Source organism: Pseudomonas mohnii, assembly GCF_900105115.1.
Classification (GTDB): domain Bacteria; phylum Pseudomonadota; class Gammaproteobacteria; order Pseudomonadales; family Pseudomonadaceae; genus Aquipseudomonas; species Aquipseudomonas mohnii.
The window spans coordinates 4,530,906-4,547,821 of sequence record NZ_FNRV01000001.1 but is presented as its reverse complement, the minus strand read 5'-3'; the positions used below and the strand labels follow the sequence as shown (position 1 = coordinate 4,547,821).

General features: G+C 62.4%; 13 protein-coding genes and 1 pseudogene. 10 read left to right on the top strand and 4 right to left on the bottom strand.

Translation table 11 applies throughout. From position 1 onward, the window contains the following. Window positions 1-494: 494 nt before the first annotated feature. Genes BLV61_RS21145 through BLV61_RS21130 form a run of 4 tightly spaced genes read left to right on the top strand, consistent with a single transcriptional unit; the run spans window position 495 to window position 5,627 of the window. Entirely contained in the window at window positions 495-971 is a 477-nt protein-coding gene (locus BLV61_RS21145) for a formate dehydrogenase subunit gamma (protein WP_047538018.1), read from the top strand. Continuing rightward, on the top strand, window positions 971-2,530 hold the full coding sequence (locus BLV61_RS21140) for a formate dehydrogenase beta subunit (protein ID WP_090467279.1): 1,560 nt from the start codon (window positions 971-973) through the stop codon (window positions 2,528-2,530). Before BLV61_RS21145 ends, BLV61_RS21140 begins: the two co-directional genes overlap by 1 nt. Next, the gene (gene fdhF, locus BLV61_RS21135) at window positions 2,527-5,409 is read left to right on the top strand and encodes a formate dehydrogenase subunit alpha (RefSeq protein WP_090467277.1); all 2,883 of its coding nucleotides are present in this window, start codon (window positions 2,527-2,529) and stop codon (window positions 5,407-5,409) included. Before BLV61_RS21140 ends, fdhF begins: the two co-directional genes overlap by 4 nt. Next, window positions 5,406-5,627, top strand: coding sequence for a formate dehydrogenase subunit delta (locus tag BLV61_RS21130; protein ID WP_090467275.1), 222 nt, complete (start codon window positions 5,406-5,408; stop codon window positions 5,625-5,627). Before fdhF ends, BLV61_RS21130 begins: the two co-directional genes overlap by 4 nt. A gap of 765 nt (window positions 5,628-6,392) precedes the next feature. Here BLV61_RS21130 and BLV61_RS21125 read toward each other — a convergent pair. Further along, a complete protein-coding gene (locus BLV61_RS21125; RefSeq protein WP_090467273.1) occupies window positions 6,393-6,857 on the bottom strand; it encodes a hypothetical protein in 465 nt (154 codons plus the stop codon). A gap of 163 nt (window positions 6,858-7,020) precedes the next feature. Between BLV61_RS21125 and BLV61_RS21120 the strand changes: the two genes are divergently transcribed. After that, window positions 7,021-8,943: an alkaline phosphatase D family protein gene (locus tag BLV61_RS21120; protein ID WP_090467271.1), complete on the top strand. Its 1,923-nt coding sequence runs from the start codon at window positions 7,021-7,023 to the stop codon at window positions 8,941-8,943. A gap of 312 nt (window positions 8,944-9,255) precedes the next feature. Then, a complete protein-coding gene (locus tag BLV61_RS21110; protein ID WP_090467269.1) occupies window positions 9,256-9,756 on the top strand; it encodes a P-loop NTPase family protein in 501 nt (166 codons plus the stop codon). 36 nt (window positions 9,757-9,792) lie between these two features. On the opposite strand, the gene BLV61_RS21105 is transcribed toward BLV61_RS21110, so the two are convergent. Next, entirely contained in the window at window positions 9,793-10,968 is a 1,176-nt protein-coding gene (locus BLV61_RS21105) for an aspartate aminotransferase family protein (protein WP_090467267.1), read from the bottom strand. A 101-nt stretch (window positions 10,969-11,069) separates the two neighbouring features. Between BLV61_RS21105 and BLV61_RS21100 the strand changes: the two are divergent. After that, window positions 11,070-11,972, top strand: a pseudogene (locus tag BLV61_RS21100) (LysR family transcriptional regulator); the annotation flags it as partial. Between the two features lie 10 nt (window positions 11,973-11,982). Here BLV61_RS21100 and msrA read toward each other — a convergent pair. Both msrA and msrB read right to left on the bottom strand, forming a co-directional pair. After that, window positions 11,983-12,690, bottom strand: coding sequence for a peptide-methionine (S)-S-oxide reductase MsrA (gene msrA, locus BLV61_RS21095; RefSeq protein ID WP_090467263.1), 708 nt, complete (start codon window positions 12,688-12,690; stop codon window positions 11,983-11,985). A 104-nt stretch (window positions 12,691-12,794) separates the two neighbouring features. Beyond that, window positions 12,795-13,325, bottom strand: coding sequence for a peptide-methionine (R)-S-oxide reductase MsrB (msrB, locus tag BLV61_RS21090; RefSeq protein ID WP_090467261.1), 531 nt, complete (start codon window positions 13,323-13,325; stop codon window positions 12,795-12,797). Between the two features lie 270 nt (window positions 13,326-13,595). Here msrB and BLV61_RS21085 point away from each other — a divergent pair, with 270 nt between their 5' ends. The 3 genes from BLV61_RS21085 to BLV61_RS21075 all read left to right on the top strand — a co-directional run bounded on the left by BLV61_RS21085 (window position 13,596) and on the right by BLV61_RS21075 (window position 16,712). Then, window positions 13,596-14,312: a response regulator transcription factor gene (locus BLV61_RS21085; protein ID WP_090467259.1), complete on the top strand. Its 717-nt coding sequence runs from the start codon at window positions 13,596-13,598 to the stop codon at window positions 14,310-14,312. Then, entirely contained in the window at window positions 14,309-15,829 is a 1,521-nt protein-coding gene (locus tag BLV61_RS21080) for a sensor histidine kinase (RefSeq protein WP_090467257.1), read from the top strand. Before BLV61_RS21085 ends, BLV61_RS21080 begins: the two co-directional genes overlap by 4 nt. A 178-nt stretch (window positions 15,830-16,007) precedes the next feature. After that, window positions 16,008-16,712, top strand: a complete 705-nt coding sequence (locus BLV61_RS21075; protein ID WP_090467255.1) for a hypothetical protein — start codon at window positions 16,008-16,010, stop codon at window positions 16,710-16,712. Window positions 16,713-16,916 lie beyond the last annotated feature (204 nt).

Below are 16,916 nucleotides of genomic sequence, written 5' to 3'. Positions count from 1 at the left end.
TCTTTCCCTGTTTATCCAATGAACGGCTTGTGCATGACTTCATACCGTATCTCGATCGACAGTGCAGGGCCAACCCCCACTCCGCCGTTTTCCCCGCAATGGCTCGACCCATCTGCTCCGCAGAATCGCCCACGGTTCTGATGCTTCTTCTCACCTGCAATGCTTGCTATACATCCCCCTCGACAAGCCCTCCGGGCATCAGGCCAGTGAGTGAACGCCCCTGGCGGCACTCATCTAGACTGAATGGAGAGTCGTAGGCAGAACCGAGCACGTCGCTTTGGTGCAGTTCGATCAATAGCGGCGTGGCAAGCTGCCCTTTATGCCCGGTAGAGGCGCGGCGAAGACCGCGTCGGGCGCAACAAGATGCCCATTGAGGGTGCCCTGGCCAACGGCCTGACAATGCCACGATACCGTGACGTGGTGTGAATGCCGCAGCCGACACTTTCGGACGACCGACAACCCTATGGTTTGTCCGTGACCGTGAGGATTGCTGAATGCCTGATGAGAGTATGCACTTGCCTTTGGTCAACAGCCTGCTGGAGCGCCACAAGGGCGCTGCGGGTGCGCTGTTGCCCATTCTTCACGATATTCAGGAGCGCATCGGCTACATCCCCGATGCCGCCGTCCCCGAGATTGCCCATGCGCTGAACCAGAGTCAGGCCGAGGTGCGCGGGGTGATCAGTTTTTACCATGACTTCCGCACCGCGCCACCCGCTCGGCACATTCTGCGGCTGTGCCGGGCTGAGTCGTGCAAGAGTCGCGGCGCCGAGCAACTGGCCGCGCAGCTGCGCGAACGCCTGCAACTGGACGACCACGGCAGCAGCGCCGATGGCAGCATCAGTTTGCGGCCGGTGTATTGCCTGGGGGCCTGCGCCTGTTCGCCGGCGCTGGAGCTGGATGGCCGGGTGCATGCGCGGCTCAGTGCCGAGCGTCTGGATGCCTTGCTTGATGCTTGCCGGGAGGACGCTTGATGCCGACTCTCTATCTGCCCTGTGATTCGCTGGCCCGTGCCGTGGGCGCCGATGAGGTGGCGACGGCCCTTACCACTCAGGCCCACGAACGCCATTTGCCGCTGGAGCTGCAACGCACCAGTTCACGCGGCCTGTACTGGCTGGAACCGCTGCTGGAAGTGGACACCCCGCAAGGCCGTTTCGGCTTCGGCCCACTGACGGCTGACGATGTACCGTCAGTGCTCGAAGCCTTGAAAGGCGAGCCGTCTACTCATCCTTTGGCCCTGGGCCTGGTGGAAGACCTGCCCTATCTGAAGACTCAACAGCGCCTGCTGTTTGCCCGCGCCGGCATCACCCGGCCGCTGTCCCTGGACGATTACCGGGCCCATGGCGGTTTCGAAGGTTTGAACAGATCCGTCACCCTTGGCGGCGAGGAGACCGCGACTGAGGTGTTCGATTCAGGCCTGCGTGGCCGTGGCGGCGCGGCCTTCCCCGCCGGGATCAAATGGCGCACGGTGCGCCTCACCGAAGCGGCGCAAAAGTACATCGTGTGCAACGCCGACGAAGGCGACTCCGGCACTTTCGCCGACCGCATGTTGATGGAAGGCGACCCCTTCCTGCTGATCGAAGGCATGGCCATTGCCGGCCTGTGCGTCGGCGCCACCTACGGCTACATCTATGTGCGCTCGGAATATCCGGATGCCGTGGCCACCCTGCGCGAAGCGCTGGAAATTGCGCGTTCGAACGGTTACCTCGGCGCCAACGTCGGCGGCAGCGGCTTGGCCTTCGACATGGAAGTGCGGGTCGGCGCCGGTGCGTACATTTGCGGTGAAGAAACCGCGTTGCTGGACTCCCTCGAAGGCAAGCGCGGGATCGTACGTGCCAAGCCGCCGATCCCTGCGTTGAAGGGCCTGTTTGGCCAGCCGACCCTGGTGCACAACGTGCTGACCCTGGCCTCGGTGCCGCTGATTCTGGCCAAGGGCGCGCAGTTCTATCGCGATTACGGCATGGGCCGCTCCCTGGGCACCATGCCGTTTCAACTGGCGGGCAATGTGCGTCACGGCGGGTTGGTGGAACGGGCCTTTGGCCTGACCCTGCGGGAACTGGTGGACGACTACGGCGGCGGGACCGCCAGTGGTCGGCCGCTGAAAGCCGCTCAAGTGGGCGGCCCCCTCGGCGCCTGGGTGCCGCCGTCGCAATTCGACACGCCGCTGGATTACGAGGCCTTCGCCGCCATGGGCGCGATGCTCGGTCACGGAGGCGTAGTGGTGGCCGACGACAGCCTGGACATGGCCCAGATGGCGCGTTTTGCCATGGAGTTCTGCGCCGAGGAATCCTGTGGCAAATGCACGCCGTGCCGCATCGGCTCGACCCGCGGCGTCGAGGTGATCGACCGCTTGCTGGCCGCACCGGACGCGAGCGGTCGCGATGAGCAGGTGATCATCCTCAAGGACCTGTGCGACACGATGCAATACGGTTCGCTGTGTGCGTTGGGCGGCATGGTTTCCTTCCCGGTCGCCAGCGCCCTCAAGCACTTCCCCGCCGACTTCGGCTTGCAGCCCTCGGAGGCCGAGCAATGATCACTCTCTTCGACCCGAAAACCGATATCGATCTGGGCACCCCTGCCCGTGACAGCGACGTGCACGTCACCCTGAACATCGACGGCCGCAGCATCAGCGTGCCCGAAGGCACCTCGGTGATGCGCGCCGCCGCATTGCTGGGCACCACCATTCCGAAACTGTGCGCCACCGACAGCCTGGAAGCCTTCGGCTCCTGCCGCATGTGCCTGGTGGAGATCGACGGCATGCGCGGCTACCCGGCGTCCTGCACCACGCCGGTCAGCGAAGGCATGACCGTGCACACCCAGACGCCGAAGCTCGCGACCCTGCGCCGCAACGTCATGGAGCTGTATATCTCCGATCACCCTTTGGACTGCCTGACCTGCTCGGCCAACGGCAATTGCGAGCTGCAAACCGTGGCCGGTCAAGTCGGCCTGCGCGAAGTGCGCTACGGCTATGAAGGCGACAACCATCTGGCCGATGTGAAGGACACGTCCAACCCCTATTTCGACTACGACCCGAGCAAGTGCATCGTCTGCAACCGTTGCGTGCGTGCCTGCGAAGAAACCCAGGGTACCTTTGCCCTGACCATTACCGGGCGCGGTTTCGAGTCCCGCGTGGCCGCTGCCGGTGGGGATGACTTCCTCGACTCCGAATGCGTGTCTTGCGGCGCCTGTGTGCAGGCTTGCCCGACCGCGACCCTGATGGAAAAAAGCGTGGTTGAACTGGGCCAGCCCGAGCGCAGCGTGATCACGACGTGTGCCTATTGCGGTGTGGGCTGCTCGTTCCGCGCCGAGATGAAAGGCGAGCAACTGGTGCGCATGGTGCCGGACAAGAACGGTCAGGCCAACCACGGCCACTCCTGCGTCAAGGGGCGCTTTGCCTGGGGCTACGCCACGCACCCGGATCGCATCACCAAACCGATGATCCGCCAGCACATCAACGACCCTTGGCAGGAAGTCAGCTGGGACGAAGCGGTGACCTACGCCGCCAGCGAATTCCGCCGGCTGCAGCAGAAATACGGCCGCGACTCCATCGGTGGCATCACCTCCAGCCGTTGCACCAACGAAGAAACCTACCTGGTACAAAAACTGGTACGCGCCGCGTTTGGCAACAACAACGTCGACACCTGTGCGCGGGTCTGCCATTCGCCGACCGGCTATGGCCTGAAACAAACCTTGGGCGAGTCCGCCGGCACCCAGAGTTTCGACTCGGTGATGCAGGCCGACGTGATCCTGGTGATGGGCGCCAACCCCAGCGATGCGCACCCGGTGTTCGCTTCCCAGCTCAAACGTCGCTTGCGTGAAGGCGCACGACTGATTGTGATCGATCCTCGCCGCATTGATCTGGTGGATTCGGTGCACGCCCGCGCTGAATATCACCTGGCCCTGCGCCCCGGTACCAACGTCGCCATGCTCAACGCCCTGGCCCATGTGATCGTCACCGAAGGCCTGCTCAACCAGGCCTTTATCGACGCCCGATGCGAAGGCAGCGATTTCGCCAACTGGCGTGAGTTCGTCAGCCGGCCAGAAAACTCACCGGAAGTGCTGGGCGCGATTTGCGGTGTACCCGCTGCCGACATCCGTGCCGCCGCGCGCCTGTATGCCACGGGCGGCAACGCAGCGATCTACTACGGCCTGGGCGTCACCGAACACAGCCAGGGCAGCACCGCGGTCATGGGCATCGCCAACCTGGCCATGGCCACCGGCAACATCGGCCGCGAAGGCGTGGGCGTGAACCCGCTGCGCGGTCAGAACAACGTGCAGGGCTCCTGCGACATGGGCTCCTTCCCCCACGAACTGCCCGGCTACCGGCACGTCTCCAACGAGGTGGTGCGTACGCAGTTCGAACAGGCGTGGAACGTCACCCTGCAATCCGAACCGGGCCTGCGCATTCCCAACATGTTCGAAGCAGCCCTGGGCGGCAGCTTCAAGGGCTTGTATTGCCAGGGTGAAGACATCGCCCAGAGCGATCCGAATACCCAGCACGTCACCGCCGCGTTGTCGGCCATGGAGTGCGTGGTGGTGCAGGACATTTTCCTCAACGAAACCGCCAGGTTCGCCCACGTGTTCTTGCCGGGCAGTTCGTTCCTGGAAAAGGACGGCACCTTCACCAACGCCGAACGGCGTATATCCCGGGTGCGCAAGGTCATGGAACCGCTGGGCGGCAAGGCCGACTGGGAAGGCACCGTGGCCCTGGCCAATGCCTTGGGTTACCCGATGAATTACAAACACCCGTCCGAAATCATGGATGAAATCGCCCGCCTGACACCGACCTTCACCAACGTCAGCTACGCCGAACTGGAGCGCCACGGCAGCCTGCAATGGCCGTGCAACGCGGCGGCTCCGGACGGCACGCCGACCATGCACATCGAGGAATTCGTGCGCGGCAAAGGGCGTTTCATGCTCACCGGGTACGTGCCCACCGAAGAGAAGGTCAACAGTCGCTATCCGCTGCTGCTGACCACCGGGCGCATCCTCAGCCAGTACAACGTCGGCGCTCAAACCCGGCGTACCGAAAACGTTGCCTGGCACGAAGAAGACCGCCTGGAAATCCACCCGACCGACGCCGAGAGCCGGGGCATCAACGAAGGTGATTGGGTCGGCATCGGCAGCCGTGCCGGGCAGACGGTATTGCGTGCGCGGATTACCGAACGGGTTGCGCCGGGCGTGGTGTACACCACCTTCCACTTCCCGGAATCGGGGGCCAACGTGATCACCACCGACAACTCCGACTGGGCCACCAACTGTCCGGAGTACAAGGTCACGGCGGTAGAGGTCAGCCGCGTCTATCACCCTTCCGAGTGGCAAAAGCGCTATCAGGCCTTCAGCGACGAACAGGACCGTTTGCTCAAGGATCGGCGCCAGGCCCGTGGCGATAAGGCGGAGGCACGCCGATGAGCAACGACAACCTGATCAAGATGGCCAACCAGATCGCCCAGTACTTCGCCAGCCAACCGGACCAGGAACAGGCCGTGCTCAGTGTGCGCAATCACCTGCAAATGTTCTGGGCGCCGAGCATGCGCAAGGCACTGCTGGCCTGGCAGACCGAGCATCACGGGGAGGATTTACACCCGCTGGTGCAGGCGGCGGTGACCGGGGCGGGCTGGGAGGCTTAGCCCAATACTGAAAAACCACCTGTAGGAGCGAGCCTGCTCGCGATGGGCCCAAGACCGCCGCGTTTAGCCTGAAAGCACGCGTCATCGTTGACGACCATCGCGAGCAAGCTCGCTCCCACAGGGGCATTGGCGGCGTAACCCTATTCCGCGTTCGACCAGGACCACTGTAGGAGCGAGCCTGCTCGCGATGGACCCAAGACCGCCGCGTTTAGCCTGAAAGCACGCGTCATCGTTGACGACCATCGCGAGCAAGCTCCACACAGGGGAATTGGCGGCGTAACCCTATTCCGCGTTCGACCAGGCCCACTGTAGGAGCGAGCCTGCTCGCGATGGACCCAAGACCGCCGCGTTTAGCCTGAAAGCACGCGTCATCGTTGACGACCATCGCGAGCAAGCTCGCTCCCACAGGGGAATTGGCGGCGTAACCCTATTCCGCGTTCGACCAGGACCACTGTAGGAGCGAGCCTGCTCGCGATGGACCCAAGACCGCCGCGTTTAGCCTGAAAGCACGTGTCATCGTTGACGACCATCGCGAGCAAGCTCGCTCCCACAGGGGAATTGGCGGCGTAACCCTATTCCGCGTTCGACCAGGACCCCAGTATTATCGCCAGCACCCGCGATACCGCCCGTTTGGGCACCCCATCAGCGTGGCACAAACGCTGGATTTCGATGGCCGGGCCAACGCCGCGCCGCCCATCACCGACGGCCACCACGCCGGGCTAATGCGACAGAGGAAATACCGTAGCGACAGGCCTGTATCCGCGATTATTCGACCTCAATGGGCCCTTTTGTCCCGGCATCGCTGTCGGTCCAGTAGTCTTCCCCCGTCAGGCGCCGATCACCCTGGATCGTGAACGTCATCTTGCCCTGGCGGAACTGCAGCGTGCCGTCGGTGCGCTTGGCGTTGACCCGCTTGCCATTGACCCAGACGTTCTCCTTCGAGTCGATACGTATGGTGGCGACGGTCGCTCCGGCGTCGCTCTTGGCGACCCACTGCCCGGCATACGGCGTCTGGGTGTTCGCGCTGTCGTTGGCGACCGGCGCTTGCGGATTGCTGAACCCGGCCTTGGCGTTTTCGGCCTTGCTCTTGTGGATATCGCAGCCCTCCAGTTCACTCATCTGGGTGCAACCGGATTGTTCGAGCTGTTTGCGGTACTTGTCGTTGATGGCATAGGCCGGGGACTGGGCAACGATCAACATGGCCAGCGCCGGCAGGATGATCTTCTTCATGTGTTCCTCTTCTCTGAGCGAAAGCGTGTCGACAGTCAGGTCATTCACTCTAGCCTCTATTGGCCATCGGTCAGCTGACACTGATCACTTCAACGTTAACAGGCAGCAGCAACGACCTGCGCTATCATCGCCCGCTTCGGTGCCCCAAGAGTCTTGAACCCGGATGTCCGTCACTCTGCCATTGCCTGCTGATCATCATTCACTGCCACCGGTTCTGGCCGGGCCGCTGTTACGCCGTCTGGAGCCCACGCGGCTGGTGATGTGGCTGGTCGGCTCACGGTCGCTGGCACTGACGTTGCGCGTGCAGGGCATCGCCGATAGGCGTCTGGATGCCGGACAATGCACAGTCATTCAGGTGGGCACGCAGGCCTTCGTGCATTTGATCGACGTGACGCTGGAGGCCGCCCTGCCCTGGGACACGCTGATTGAGTACGACCTGCTGATCGATGACGCACAAACAGGTATCGCCGACTGGGCGCCCCATCTGTTGTACGGCGATGCCCGTCGTCCGAATTTCGTTCTGCGCTCACGCATCGATCAGTTGCTGCACGGCTCCTGTCGCAAACCTCATCACCCGTCAGCCGACGGCTTGCTGTGTGTCGATGCCTTGCTGGCGCAAACCCATGAAGCCAGCGAGCGCCCGGCACTGCTGATGATGAGCGGCGATCAGGTGTACGCTGACGATGTCGCCGGGCCGATGTTGCGGGCCATTCATGCCTTGATCGAGCGACTGGGGTTGTTCGGCGAGCACCTGGAAGGTGCCGTGGTCAGTGACAGCGCCAAACTCTACGAGCATCCCGCCAGCTACTACCACCGTGCGGATTTGTTACCGGCGCTTGAGAGCAACGAGACCTTGCGCGAGCGATTTTTCGGCGGGGCGCGCAAGCCGATTTTCACCAGCAGCAACGCCGACAACCATCTGGTGACCTTCGCCGAAGTCATGGCCATGTATGTGTTGGTCTGGTCGCCCACGCCCTGGACCTTGATTGCCCCGCAGCCGCCGACACTGACGCCGGACAGGGCTCAACGTTATGCGCTGGAACAAACCCGCATCGATGGCTTCAAGACCGGGCTCGGCAAGGTCGCCCGGGCGCTGGCGCATTTGCCGACGCTGATGATTTTCGACGACCACGACATTACCGATGACTGGAATCTTTCCGCGCAATGGGAGGAAACGGCCTACGGCCATCCGTTTTCCAAACGCATCATCGGCAACGCACTGCTGGCCTACATGCTGTGCCAGGGCTGGGGCAACAACCCGGAAGCCTTCAGCGGAGTCCTTGAAAACGCGCGCCTGTTGAGCGCCACCGGGCAGGACCGTTATCTCGACAGCCCTGTGCAAGATGACTTGATCGACCAATTGCTGACATTTCAGAACTGGCACTACGTGCTGCCCACCCAGCCAGCCATGGTGGTGATCGACACCCGCACCCGGCGCTGGCGCAGCGAGATGAACCTCAAGCAACCCTCGGGCCTGCTCGACTGGGAAGCCCTCAGCGAACTGCAACAGGAACTGCTGGATCACCCGTGCGCGATCATCGTTTCGCCGGCGCCGATCTACGGTGTAAAACTGATCGAGACCGTGCAGCGGGTGTTCAGTTGGTGCGGTTATCCACTGCTGGTGGACGCGGAAAACTGGATGGCCCATCGCGGTGCGGCGCAGGTGATCCTGAACATTTTCCGACACTCGCGCACGCCGGCTAATTACGTGGTGCTGTCGGGGGATGTGCATTATTCCTTTGTCTACGAAGTGCTGATCCGACACCGCAAGGCCGGGCCGCATATCTGGCAGATTACCAGCAGCGGCATCAAGAACGAATTCCCCCGCGCCCTGCTCGAGTGGTTCGATCGCCTCAATCGCTGGCTGTACTCGCCGCGCTCACCGCTCAACTGGCTGACCAAACGTCGGCGCCTGCGCATCGTGCCGTACGTCCCCGAGCATGCCGAGGCCGGTGAACGGCTATGGAATTCGGCGGGGATCGGCCAGGTGTTTTTCAATGATCAGGGTCAGCCGCAAGATATCTATCAGCACAACGCCAATGGAGCGCCGAAGACGCGCATGGTGCCGCCCGAAGCTGAAGACTGAAGGGATGACCACCGCTCCTGATCATGAGCGCAAACCTGTGGGAGCCAGCCTGCTGGCGATGGACCCGAGTGCGCCGCGTTTAACCAGGCCACACGCGTTATCGTTAACGACCATCGCGACGGTGCGACGATTCGACAGGCTCGCTCCTACACATGACCGCAAACCCGTGGGAGCCAGCCTGCTGGCGATGGACCCGAGTGCGCCGCGTTTAACCAGGCCACACGCGATATCGTTAACGACCATCGCGACGGTGCGACGATTCGACAGGCTCGCTCCTACAATGGATCGTGTCACGAATAGAGGCGATGCGAATTGGACCTCACTCGAACCCTGATCATCGGCAACTCAGGTTCCGGCAAGAGCTGGTTGGCAGAGCGACTGTCGCAGCCGTTGCACGTGCCATGGACCGATCTCGACCGCATTCACTGGATATCTGACGAACACAGCATCGCCCGCCCCCGGAACGAGGCGTTGGCCATGGCACGGGTGGCGGCCAGTGAAGAGCGCTGGGTCATCGAAGGGGTGTATGGCTGGATCGCCAGCGAACTTCTGCCCCGCGCCACCGCGTTGATCTGGCTGAGTGTTGAAGATGAGGATTGCGTGGCCAACATTCGCCAGCGCGAGGCCGGGCGCGATGAAGATGACCTGTTGCTGATCGCCTTGCTGGACTGGGCCGGTTGCTATCGCAAGCGTAAGGGATCCAGTGGGTTTGCGGCGCATCAGCGGCTGTTCGAGGATTTCACTGGCTCGCGCATTCAGCTGACGAATCGGGCGCAAATCACCTCCTTCGCAACACAGACTCCGCCCGTGTAGGAGCAGCCACAAGCGGCTCCTGCACGAGAACCCGGTTCAGGCAGCTCCTATCGACAACGCTATCCCCCTGACAATCATCTCCACCTCCCGCTCATCAATCGTCAGCGGCGGCAACAGGCGGATGATCTGGCCCCGGGTCACGTTGATCAGCAGGCCGTGATCCCGTGCGGCGATCAGGGACAGGTCGCGGATCGGTTGCTTGAGTTCGATGCCGATCATCAAACCCTGGCCGCGAATCGCCAACACGTTCGGGTCGTCCGCCAGTTCCGCGCGCAATCTTTCGAGCAGGCGTTCGCCCTGTATCCGCGCGTTTTCCCGCAGTTGCTGTTCCTCGATGATGTCCAGCACGGTGCACGCGACCCGACAGGCCAACGGGTTGCCACCGAAGGTGCTGCCATGGCTGCCGGGCGTGAAGAGTTCGGCGGCTTTGCCACGGGCCAGGCAAGCGCCAATCGGGATGCCATTGCCCAGGCCTTTGGCCAGGGTCATGACGTCCGGCACGATGCCTTCGTGCTGGAACGCAAACCACTGGCCGGTGCGGCCGATGCCGGTCTGGATTTCATCGAGCATCATCAACCACCCGCGCCGATGGCACAGCTCACGCACGGCTTTGAGATAGCCCGGCGGCGCCAGTTGCACGCCGCTTTCGCCCTGGATCGGCTCCATCAGAATTGCCACGATGCGCGGGCCATGGGCTTGTTGCACCTGATCCAGTGCCTTGAGATCGCCGAACGGCACCTTGACGAAATCCCCCGGCAACTTGTTGAAGCCCAGGCGCACGGCCGGGCCGTCGCTGGCAGACAGGGTGCCCAGGGTCCGGCCATGAAACGCGTTCTCCATGACCACCACCAACGGTTGCTCAATGCCTTTGTGCCAGCCATACAGCCGCGCGATTTTCAGCGCCGTTTCGTTGGCCTCGGCACCGGAGTTGTTGAAAAACGCCCGCTCCATGCCGGCCAGGCGCGTCAGTTTCTGCGCCAGTTGCTGCTGCCAATCGATGCTGTACAGGTTCGAGGTGTGCAACAGCAAACCGGCCTGTTCGCTGATGGCCGAGACGATTTTCGGGTGTGAGTGGCCGACGTTGGTCACCGCCACGCCGGCGATCGCATCCAGGTATTCACGACCGGCCTGATCCCACAGGCGTGTGCCAAGGCCCTTGGTGAAACTCAAGGCCAGCGGTTGGTAAGTGCTCATCAGGCAGGCGGCGGTCATGGCAAAAGCTCCCTCTATGGTCGGTGTTTTTGCAGTATGGTTAGCCACCAGCGCTGGATAAACTCAGCAAAACTTCATTCATTTTAAAGCCAGGCTTGATAATGGATTTGTTCCAGGCAATGAGCGTTTACGTACGTGTGGTCGAAGCCGGCAGCATGACCGCCGCCGCGCAGCAATGTGAGATGTCCACGACCATGGTGGGCAATCATCTCAAGGCCCTGGAGCAGCGCCTGGGTGTGCGCCTGCTCAACCGTACGACCCGGCGCCAGCGCCTGACCGAATTTGGCACGGCGTACTATCAACGCTGCCTCGAAGTGCTGGGGCTGGTGGCCGATTCCGAGCGCTTGGCGGAGCAAACCCACGATGAGCCCAGCGGCACCCTGCGTATCACCGCTCCGCTGACCTTCGGCACCGAGCGCCTGGCGCCGGCCTTGAGTGAGTTCAGCTTGCATAACCCGCGGGTGAAGCTGGACGTGGTGCTCACCAATCGACGCCCGGACTTGCTGGACAATGGCTTTGACGTGGCCTTCCGCCTGGGCGCGCTCGAGCCGTCCAACCTGATCGCCCGCCCGCTGATCGACTACACCCTGACCATGTGCGCCTCCAGGGAATACCTGGCGCGTCGGGGCACCCCGGAAAAACCCGAAGACCTGCAACAGCACGACTGCCTGGCGTTCGCCTACCCGGCCGGTGATGACTGGCAATCAGTGGCCCGGCAATGGCGCCTGCACGGTCCTGAAGGCGAAGTCGAGGTGGCGGTCAGCGGTCCGATGCTGATCAACAGCTCGGCGGGTTTGCATCAAGCGGCGCGCACCGGCATGGGCATCGTGATGGTGCCCGATGCGCTGGTGGAGCAAGACCTGCGGGAAGGCAAACTGGTCGCCCTGATGCCGAGCTATCAACTGCCGAGCCGGCCGATGCACCTGGTCTATGCCCAGGATCGACATCGCCTGCCGAAACTGCGTCGTTTCGTCGACTTCGCCGTGAAGATGTGGGGCAAGCACTCGCCGCCCCTCACATCCTCGCCTTCACCAGCACCGGTTTTTCCTGATAGCGATCCGGGTACAGCTGCTTGAGCTGCGCCACTTTCGGCAGGTCGTTGATCACGATGTAAGGGTACGTCGGATGCTCGGTCAGAAAGTCCTGATGCTCTTCCTCCGCCGGGTAGAAACCGTTGTAGCTCTCCAGTTTGGTCACAATCGGTTTGTTGAATGCATGAGCGGCGTCGAGCTGGCTGATGTAGGCCTGGGCCACCCGTTGCTGTTCGCTGCTTTGGGTGAAAATGGCCGAGCGATACTGGGTGCCGGTGTCCGGCCCCTGACGGTTGAGCTCGGTCGGGTTGTGCGCCACCGAGAAGTAGATTTGCAGCAAGGAGCCATAGCTGACCTGACTCGGGTCGAAGGTCACTTCAACCGACTCCGCATGTCCGGTATTGCCATTGCTGACGCGCTCGTACCGGGCCGTGTCAGCGGCACCACCCGCGTACCCCGAGACGGCATTTTTCACGCCTTTGACATGCTGGAACACCCCTTGAACGCCCCAGAAGCAACCACCGGCAAACACGGCGGTTTCGCTGTGGGCCTGCGTGCTTTCATCCAGGGCCGGAGGCGGCAGAACGACAGCCTCTTCAGCACCACCGAAAGAGAACGCCGAGCACTGACTGATGAGGCCGGCAGCGGCCAGTCCCAATAAGGTACGGCGCCAGGTGAACAGGTTTTTCATGACGTTGACTCCTGAAGAATTGAGGACCATCAGCCGAAGGTAAAGGCGTCGGCCGATGCGCCCGGATCCAGAAACTCGATGCGGCAAAAAACAAGGGATAGGAATCAGGCCGCCTTGGGCTCGAACGTCATCGCCAGGCCATTCATGCAGTAGCGCAGCCCGGTGGGTTTTGGGCCGTCATCGAAGACATGGCCCAGATGCCCACCGCAACGCCGGCAGTGAACCTCTTCGCGCAGCACGCCGAAGGAGCGGTCCTGACGGGTGGCGACGGCCTTGTCCAGCGGCATCCAGAAACTCGGCCAACCGGTATGGCTGTCGAACTTGGTCGTCGAGGAGAACAACGGCAGGTCGCAACCGGCACAGGCAAACGTACCGTCGCGGTGCTCATTGTTGAGCGGGCTGCTGTAGGCCCGCTCAGTGCCCTCTTCACGGAGGATTTCGTACTGTTCGTCACTCAGGATCGCGTGCCATTCACTGTCGCTGTGGGTCACTTCGAACACCTCTGCCGCGTCCGCCTCGCTGATCAGCGCGGTACTGGCGGAAAATTTGGGCAACAGGCCAATGGCCAAGGCTGCAACCCCCAGCCCGCCGCTCACTGCGAGAAATTGCCGTCGCGAAAATCGTCTTGAATCCATCGCCGTCTCCAAAAACCCTGGACCGTTTTCATTGAACACAGCCTAGGCTTGGGGTGATCGCCAAATCCTCACGGGGAGTTAAACAATTCGTGATAACTCCGGCCGCGGAAAAGCCGCACAATGCCTGAGTATTTCTATGTAGGAGCGAGCCTGCTCGCGATGGTGTGTCAGGTACGCAGGTGTCGACTGACACTCCATCGCGAGTAGGCTCGCTCCTACCACGAGCAGCATTTCGCACAATGCATTCATTGCGCCGAAGGATTGAGCTGGATGGAACAGACCAAACGTGTCCTCGTGGTCGAGGACGATTTGCATATCGCCGACCTGATCTGCCTGCACCTGCGCGATGAGCAGTTCGAAGTGGTGCACTGCGCCGATGGCAACGAAGGCATGCGCCTGCTGCAGCAAGGCAGTTGGGACGCGCTGATCCTCGACCTGATGCTGCCCGGCGTCGACGGCCTGGAAATCTGCCGGCGCGCCCGTGCCATGGCGCGCTACACGCCGATCATCATCACCAGCGCCCGTTCCAGCGAAGTGCACCGGATTCTCGGCCTGGAACTGGGGGCCGACGATTACCTGGCCAAGCCGTTTTCCATGCTCGAACTGGTGGCCCGGGTCAAAGCGCTGCTGCGCCGGGTCGACGCCATGGCGCGCAACCTGAAAATGGATGCTGGCAGCCTGATCCTCGACGGTCTGGCCATCGATCCGATCACCCGCGAAGTATCCCTCGACGGTCGGCGCCTGGACCTCACGCCGCGAGAATTCGACTTGCTCTACTTCTTCGCCCGCCAACCCGGCAAGGTGTTTTCGCGCATGGACCTGCTCAATGCCGTGTGGGGCTACAGCCACGAAGGCTACGAACACACGGTCAACACCCACATCAACCGCCTGCGCGCCAAGATCGAGACCGACCCGGCGCAACCGGTGCGCATCCTGACGGTGTGGGGGCGCGGCTACAAATTCGCGACCGGGGAGGAGCAGCCATGAGGTTGACCCTGACACAACGCCTGTCGCTGGTGTTCGCCGTGTTGCTGCTGGTGTGCTGCGGCACGTCGGCGTGGATGCAGGTGCGCTCCAACCAGATGCACGAGCAGGAAGTGGTGCAAGGCTTGTCGCGGGACCTGGCGCAACACATCGCCAGCGACACGGTGCTGATGGACACCAAGGGCCTGATGCCCGGTGCCGTGCGCGATCTGTTCAGCCAGTTGATGCTGGTCAACCCGAGTGTCGAGGTGTACCTGCTCGACACCGAGGGCAAGATTGTCGGCAGCGCCGCGCCGGAGGGTCGGATACGCCGCGAGCGGGTCGACCTGGCGCCGATCCAGCGCCTGCTCAGGGGCGACGCCTTGCCGATTCCCGGCGACGATCCACGCAGTGTCGACGGGCGCAAGGTGTTCAGCGCCGCGCCGCTCAAGGTCGATGGCAAACCGGCCGGGTATCTCTATGTGGTGTTACTCGGCGAAGACCATGATCGCCTCGCCGAACGCGGTGCGACCAGCGCGGCGCTGAATACGGCGCTGCTGTCCATCGGCTTGGTGGCGTTGCTGTGCCTGATTGCCGGTCTCACGGCGTTCGCCCTGATCACCCGGCCATTGCGCCGCCTGACCGAAACCGTCAGCCAGTTCGACATCGACGGCGTTCCGGTCTCGCCGCCCACAGCGGCTCCGCTGGAGAAAGCCGCCAGCCATGACGAAATCGCCATACTCGACGCCACGTTCCGGCAGATGCAGGCACGCCTCGGTGAGCAATGGCGCACCTTGACCCGCCAGGATCAGGAACGCCGCGAACTGGTGGCGAACATCTCCCACGACCTGCGCACACCGCTCGCTTCGCTGCATGGCTACCTGGAAACCCTGTCGCTCAAGGACGCCACCCTGTCCCCCGCCGACCGTCGTCGTTACCTGGGCATCGCGCTGGACCAGAGCCGCAAGGTCGGTGGCCTGGCGCAATCGCTGCTGGAACTGGTGCGACTCGAACATGGCTTCGTGCAACCGGTGCTGGAGCGCTTCTCCCTGACCGACCTGGCCCAGGACATCTTCCAGAAATTCGAGCTGACGGCCGAGGCGCGGCAGGTCGAATTGAAGGCCACGTTTGCCCCAAACGTTTCGGCGGCCTGGGCTGATCTGGGGTTGATCGAACGGGTGCTGACCAATCTGTTCGACAACGCCTTGCGCCATACCCCGCCAGGTGGCGAGATCGAACTCGGCTTGCGGCCACAGGGATCGTTTATTGAAGTCACCGTCAGCGACACCGGCCCCGGCATCGCCCCCGAGCTGCGCGAAGGCCTGTTCCTGCGGCCGTTCAATATTGGCGGGGCACGGCGTGATGGCGGGTTGGGCCTGCGGATCGTGCACCGCATCCTGCAATTGCACGGCCGCGACATTCAGCTGATCGATGTACCGGGGCGCGGCGCGACGTTCCGCTTCTCTCTCGCAGTGGATGAAGCCACCGCGTCGGCGTTGGCAGAGCGTTCAATGAACCTGAACACACCGGGGCACGCCTGACGGGCCGAGGCGTCCCATCGCGGGCAAGCCAGCACCTGCAGCGAGGTGCACGCCTTGATTTGCTCCGTTGGCCTGTTGGTCCGTGACAACCCCGCCCCGGTCCAATAGATTAGGCGGCCTGAAAAGGCCCCCGTGCTTTCTCGCCTCTATTCAAGTTAAAAGAAGTAGTGAATTTTCAATGTCCGATTCCAACACCGCTGAATCCGTAGTCACCTTGTCGTCCAAAGCGGAATACGAAAACTCCATCAATCTTTCACAACACGTGCCTCAGGCGAAAACCATCAGTGAGATGGTCCTCGACGCGTTTCAATCGAGCCGTGAAAGCGATCAGATCCGCGAACTGCGCGCGGCGATTCGCCAGGCCCACGACAACTTCGACGACGACAAGGCTTACGAGTTGATGGGCGAACTCAAGCAGCTCAAGGACGCCGAAGCGGCCGACATCGCCGCCCTGGAAGACCTGAGCAGCAAGTTCCCGATCAGCCGCATCCTCTCCAGCTTCAAGGACGACCCGGCCTTTCAGGAGATCGTTTACGGGCTGGCATTGAAGGTGCTGAACCAGACGCACCAAGCCATCAGCAACCCGAGCAGCGGCAAGAGCAAGGCGGCGCGAGCCAAGAAGGATGCCGAAGTGTTCACCATCAGCAAGGACGGCATGAGCGTGACCCTGCCGCTGCGCACTCCGCGTTCGCGCTTGAACGTTGACCGTGACGCCCTGGAATTCCTGGGCTTTACCTTCGTCGGCGAAGGCGATGACGCCGAGTTGGAAAGTGATACGTTCCTGGACAACAGCGGCGCCCCCCAAGCCGTCAACCGCAAGAACATCATCACCGCCCTGCAGCAGCAAACCGCGTTCGACGGCTACAGCATCGCCGCGCAGTAACCCGATACACCCTCGGGCTGCCCTATAGCGAGGGGGCCCCCTCGCCACCGGCAAGCCACCTCGCCACAAGACCCCATAGACTCATTTAAGAGCCCCGCCCCAGCGCGGGGCTTTTTATTGCCCGTGATTCCTCGCAATCCGCGATTACTCTTCCAGTATCGACGCCAGAACCACCTTCCCTTAAACCCTTGAGCACCACGGGTC

Coding starts and splice junctions, on each gene's coding strand:
- BLV61_RS21145 (WP_047538018.1), top strand. CDS start 495: ATGCCTGATGAGAGTATGCACTTGCCTTTGGTCAACAGCCTGCTGGAG.
- BLV61_RS21140 (WP_090467279.1), top strand. CDS start 971: ATGCCGACTCTCTATCTGCCCTGTGATTCGCTGGCCCGTGCCGTGGGC.
- fdhF (WP_090467277.1), top strand. CDS start 2,527: ATGATCACTCTCTTCGACCCGAAAACCGATATCGATCTGGGCACCCCT.
- BLV61_RS21130 (WP_090467275.1), top strand. CDS start 5,406: ATGAGCAACGACAACCTGATCAAGATGGCCAACCAGATCGCCCAGTAC.
- BLV61_RS21125 (WP_090467273.1), bottom strand. CDS start 6,857: ATGAAGAAGATCATCCTGCCGGCGCTGGCCATGTTGATCGTTGCCCAG.
- BLV61_RS21120 (WP_090467271.1), top strand. CDS start 7,021: ATGTCCGTCACTCTGCCATTGCCTGCTGATCATCATTCACTGCCACCG.
- BLV61_RS21105 (WP_090467267.1), bottom strand. CDS start 10,968: ATGACCGCCGCCTGCCTGATGAGCACTTACCAACCGCTGGCCTTGAGT.
- msrA (WP_090467263.1), bottom strand. CDS start 12,690: ATGAAAAACCTGTTCACCTGGCGCCGTACCTTATTGGGACTGGCCGCT.
- msrB (WP_090467261.1), bottom strand. CDS start 13,325: ATGGATTCAAGACGATTTTCGCGACGGCAATTTCTCGCAGTGAGCGGC.
- BLV61_RS21085 (WP_090467259.1), top strand. CDS start 13,596: ATGGAACAGACCAAACGTGTCCTCGTGGTCGAGGACGATTTGCATATC.
- BLV61_RS21080 (WP_090467257.1), top strand. CDS start 14,309: ATGAGGTTGACCCTGACACAACGCCTGTCGCTGGTGTTCGCCGTGTTG.
- BLV61_RS21075 (WP_090467255.1), top strand. CDS start 16,008: ATGTCCGATTCCAACACCGCTGAATCCGTAGTCACCTTGTCGTCCAAA.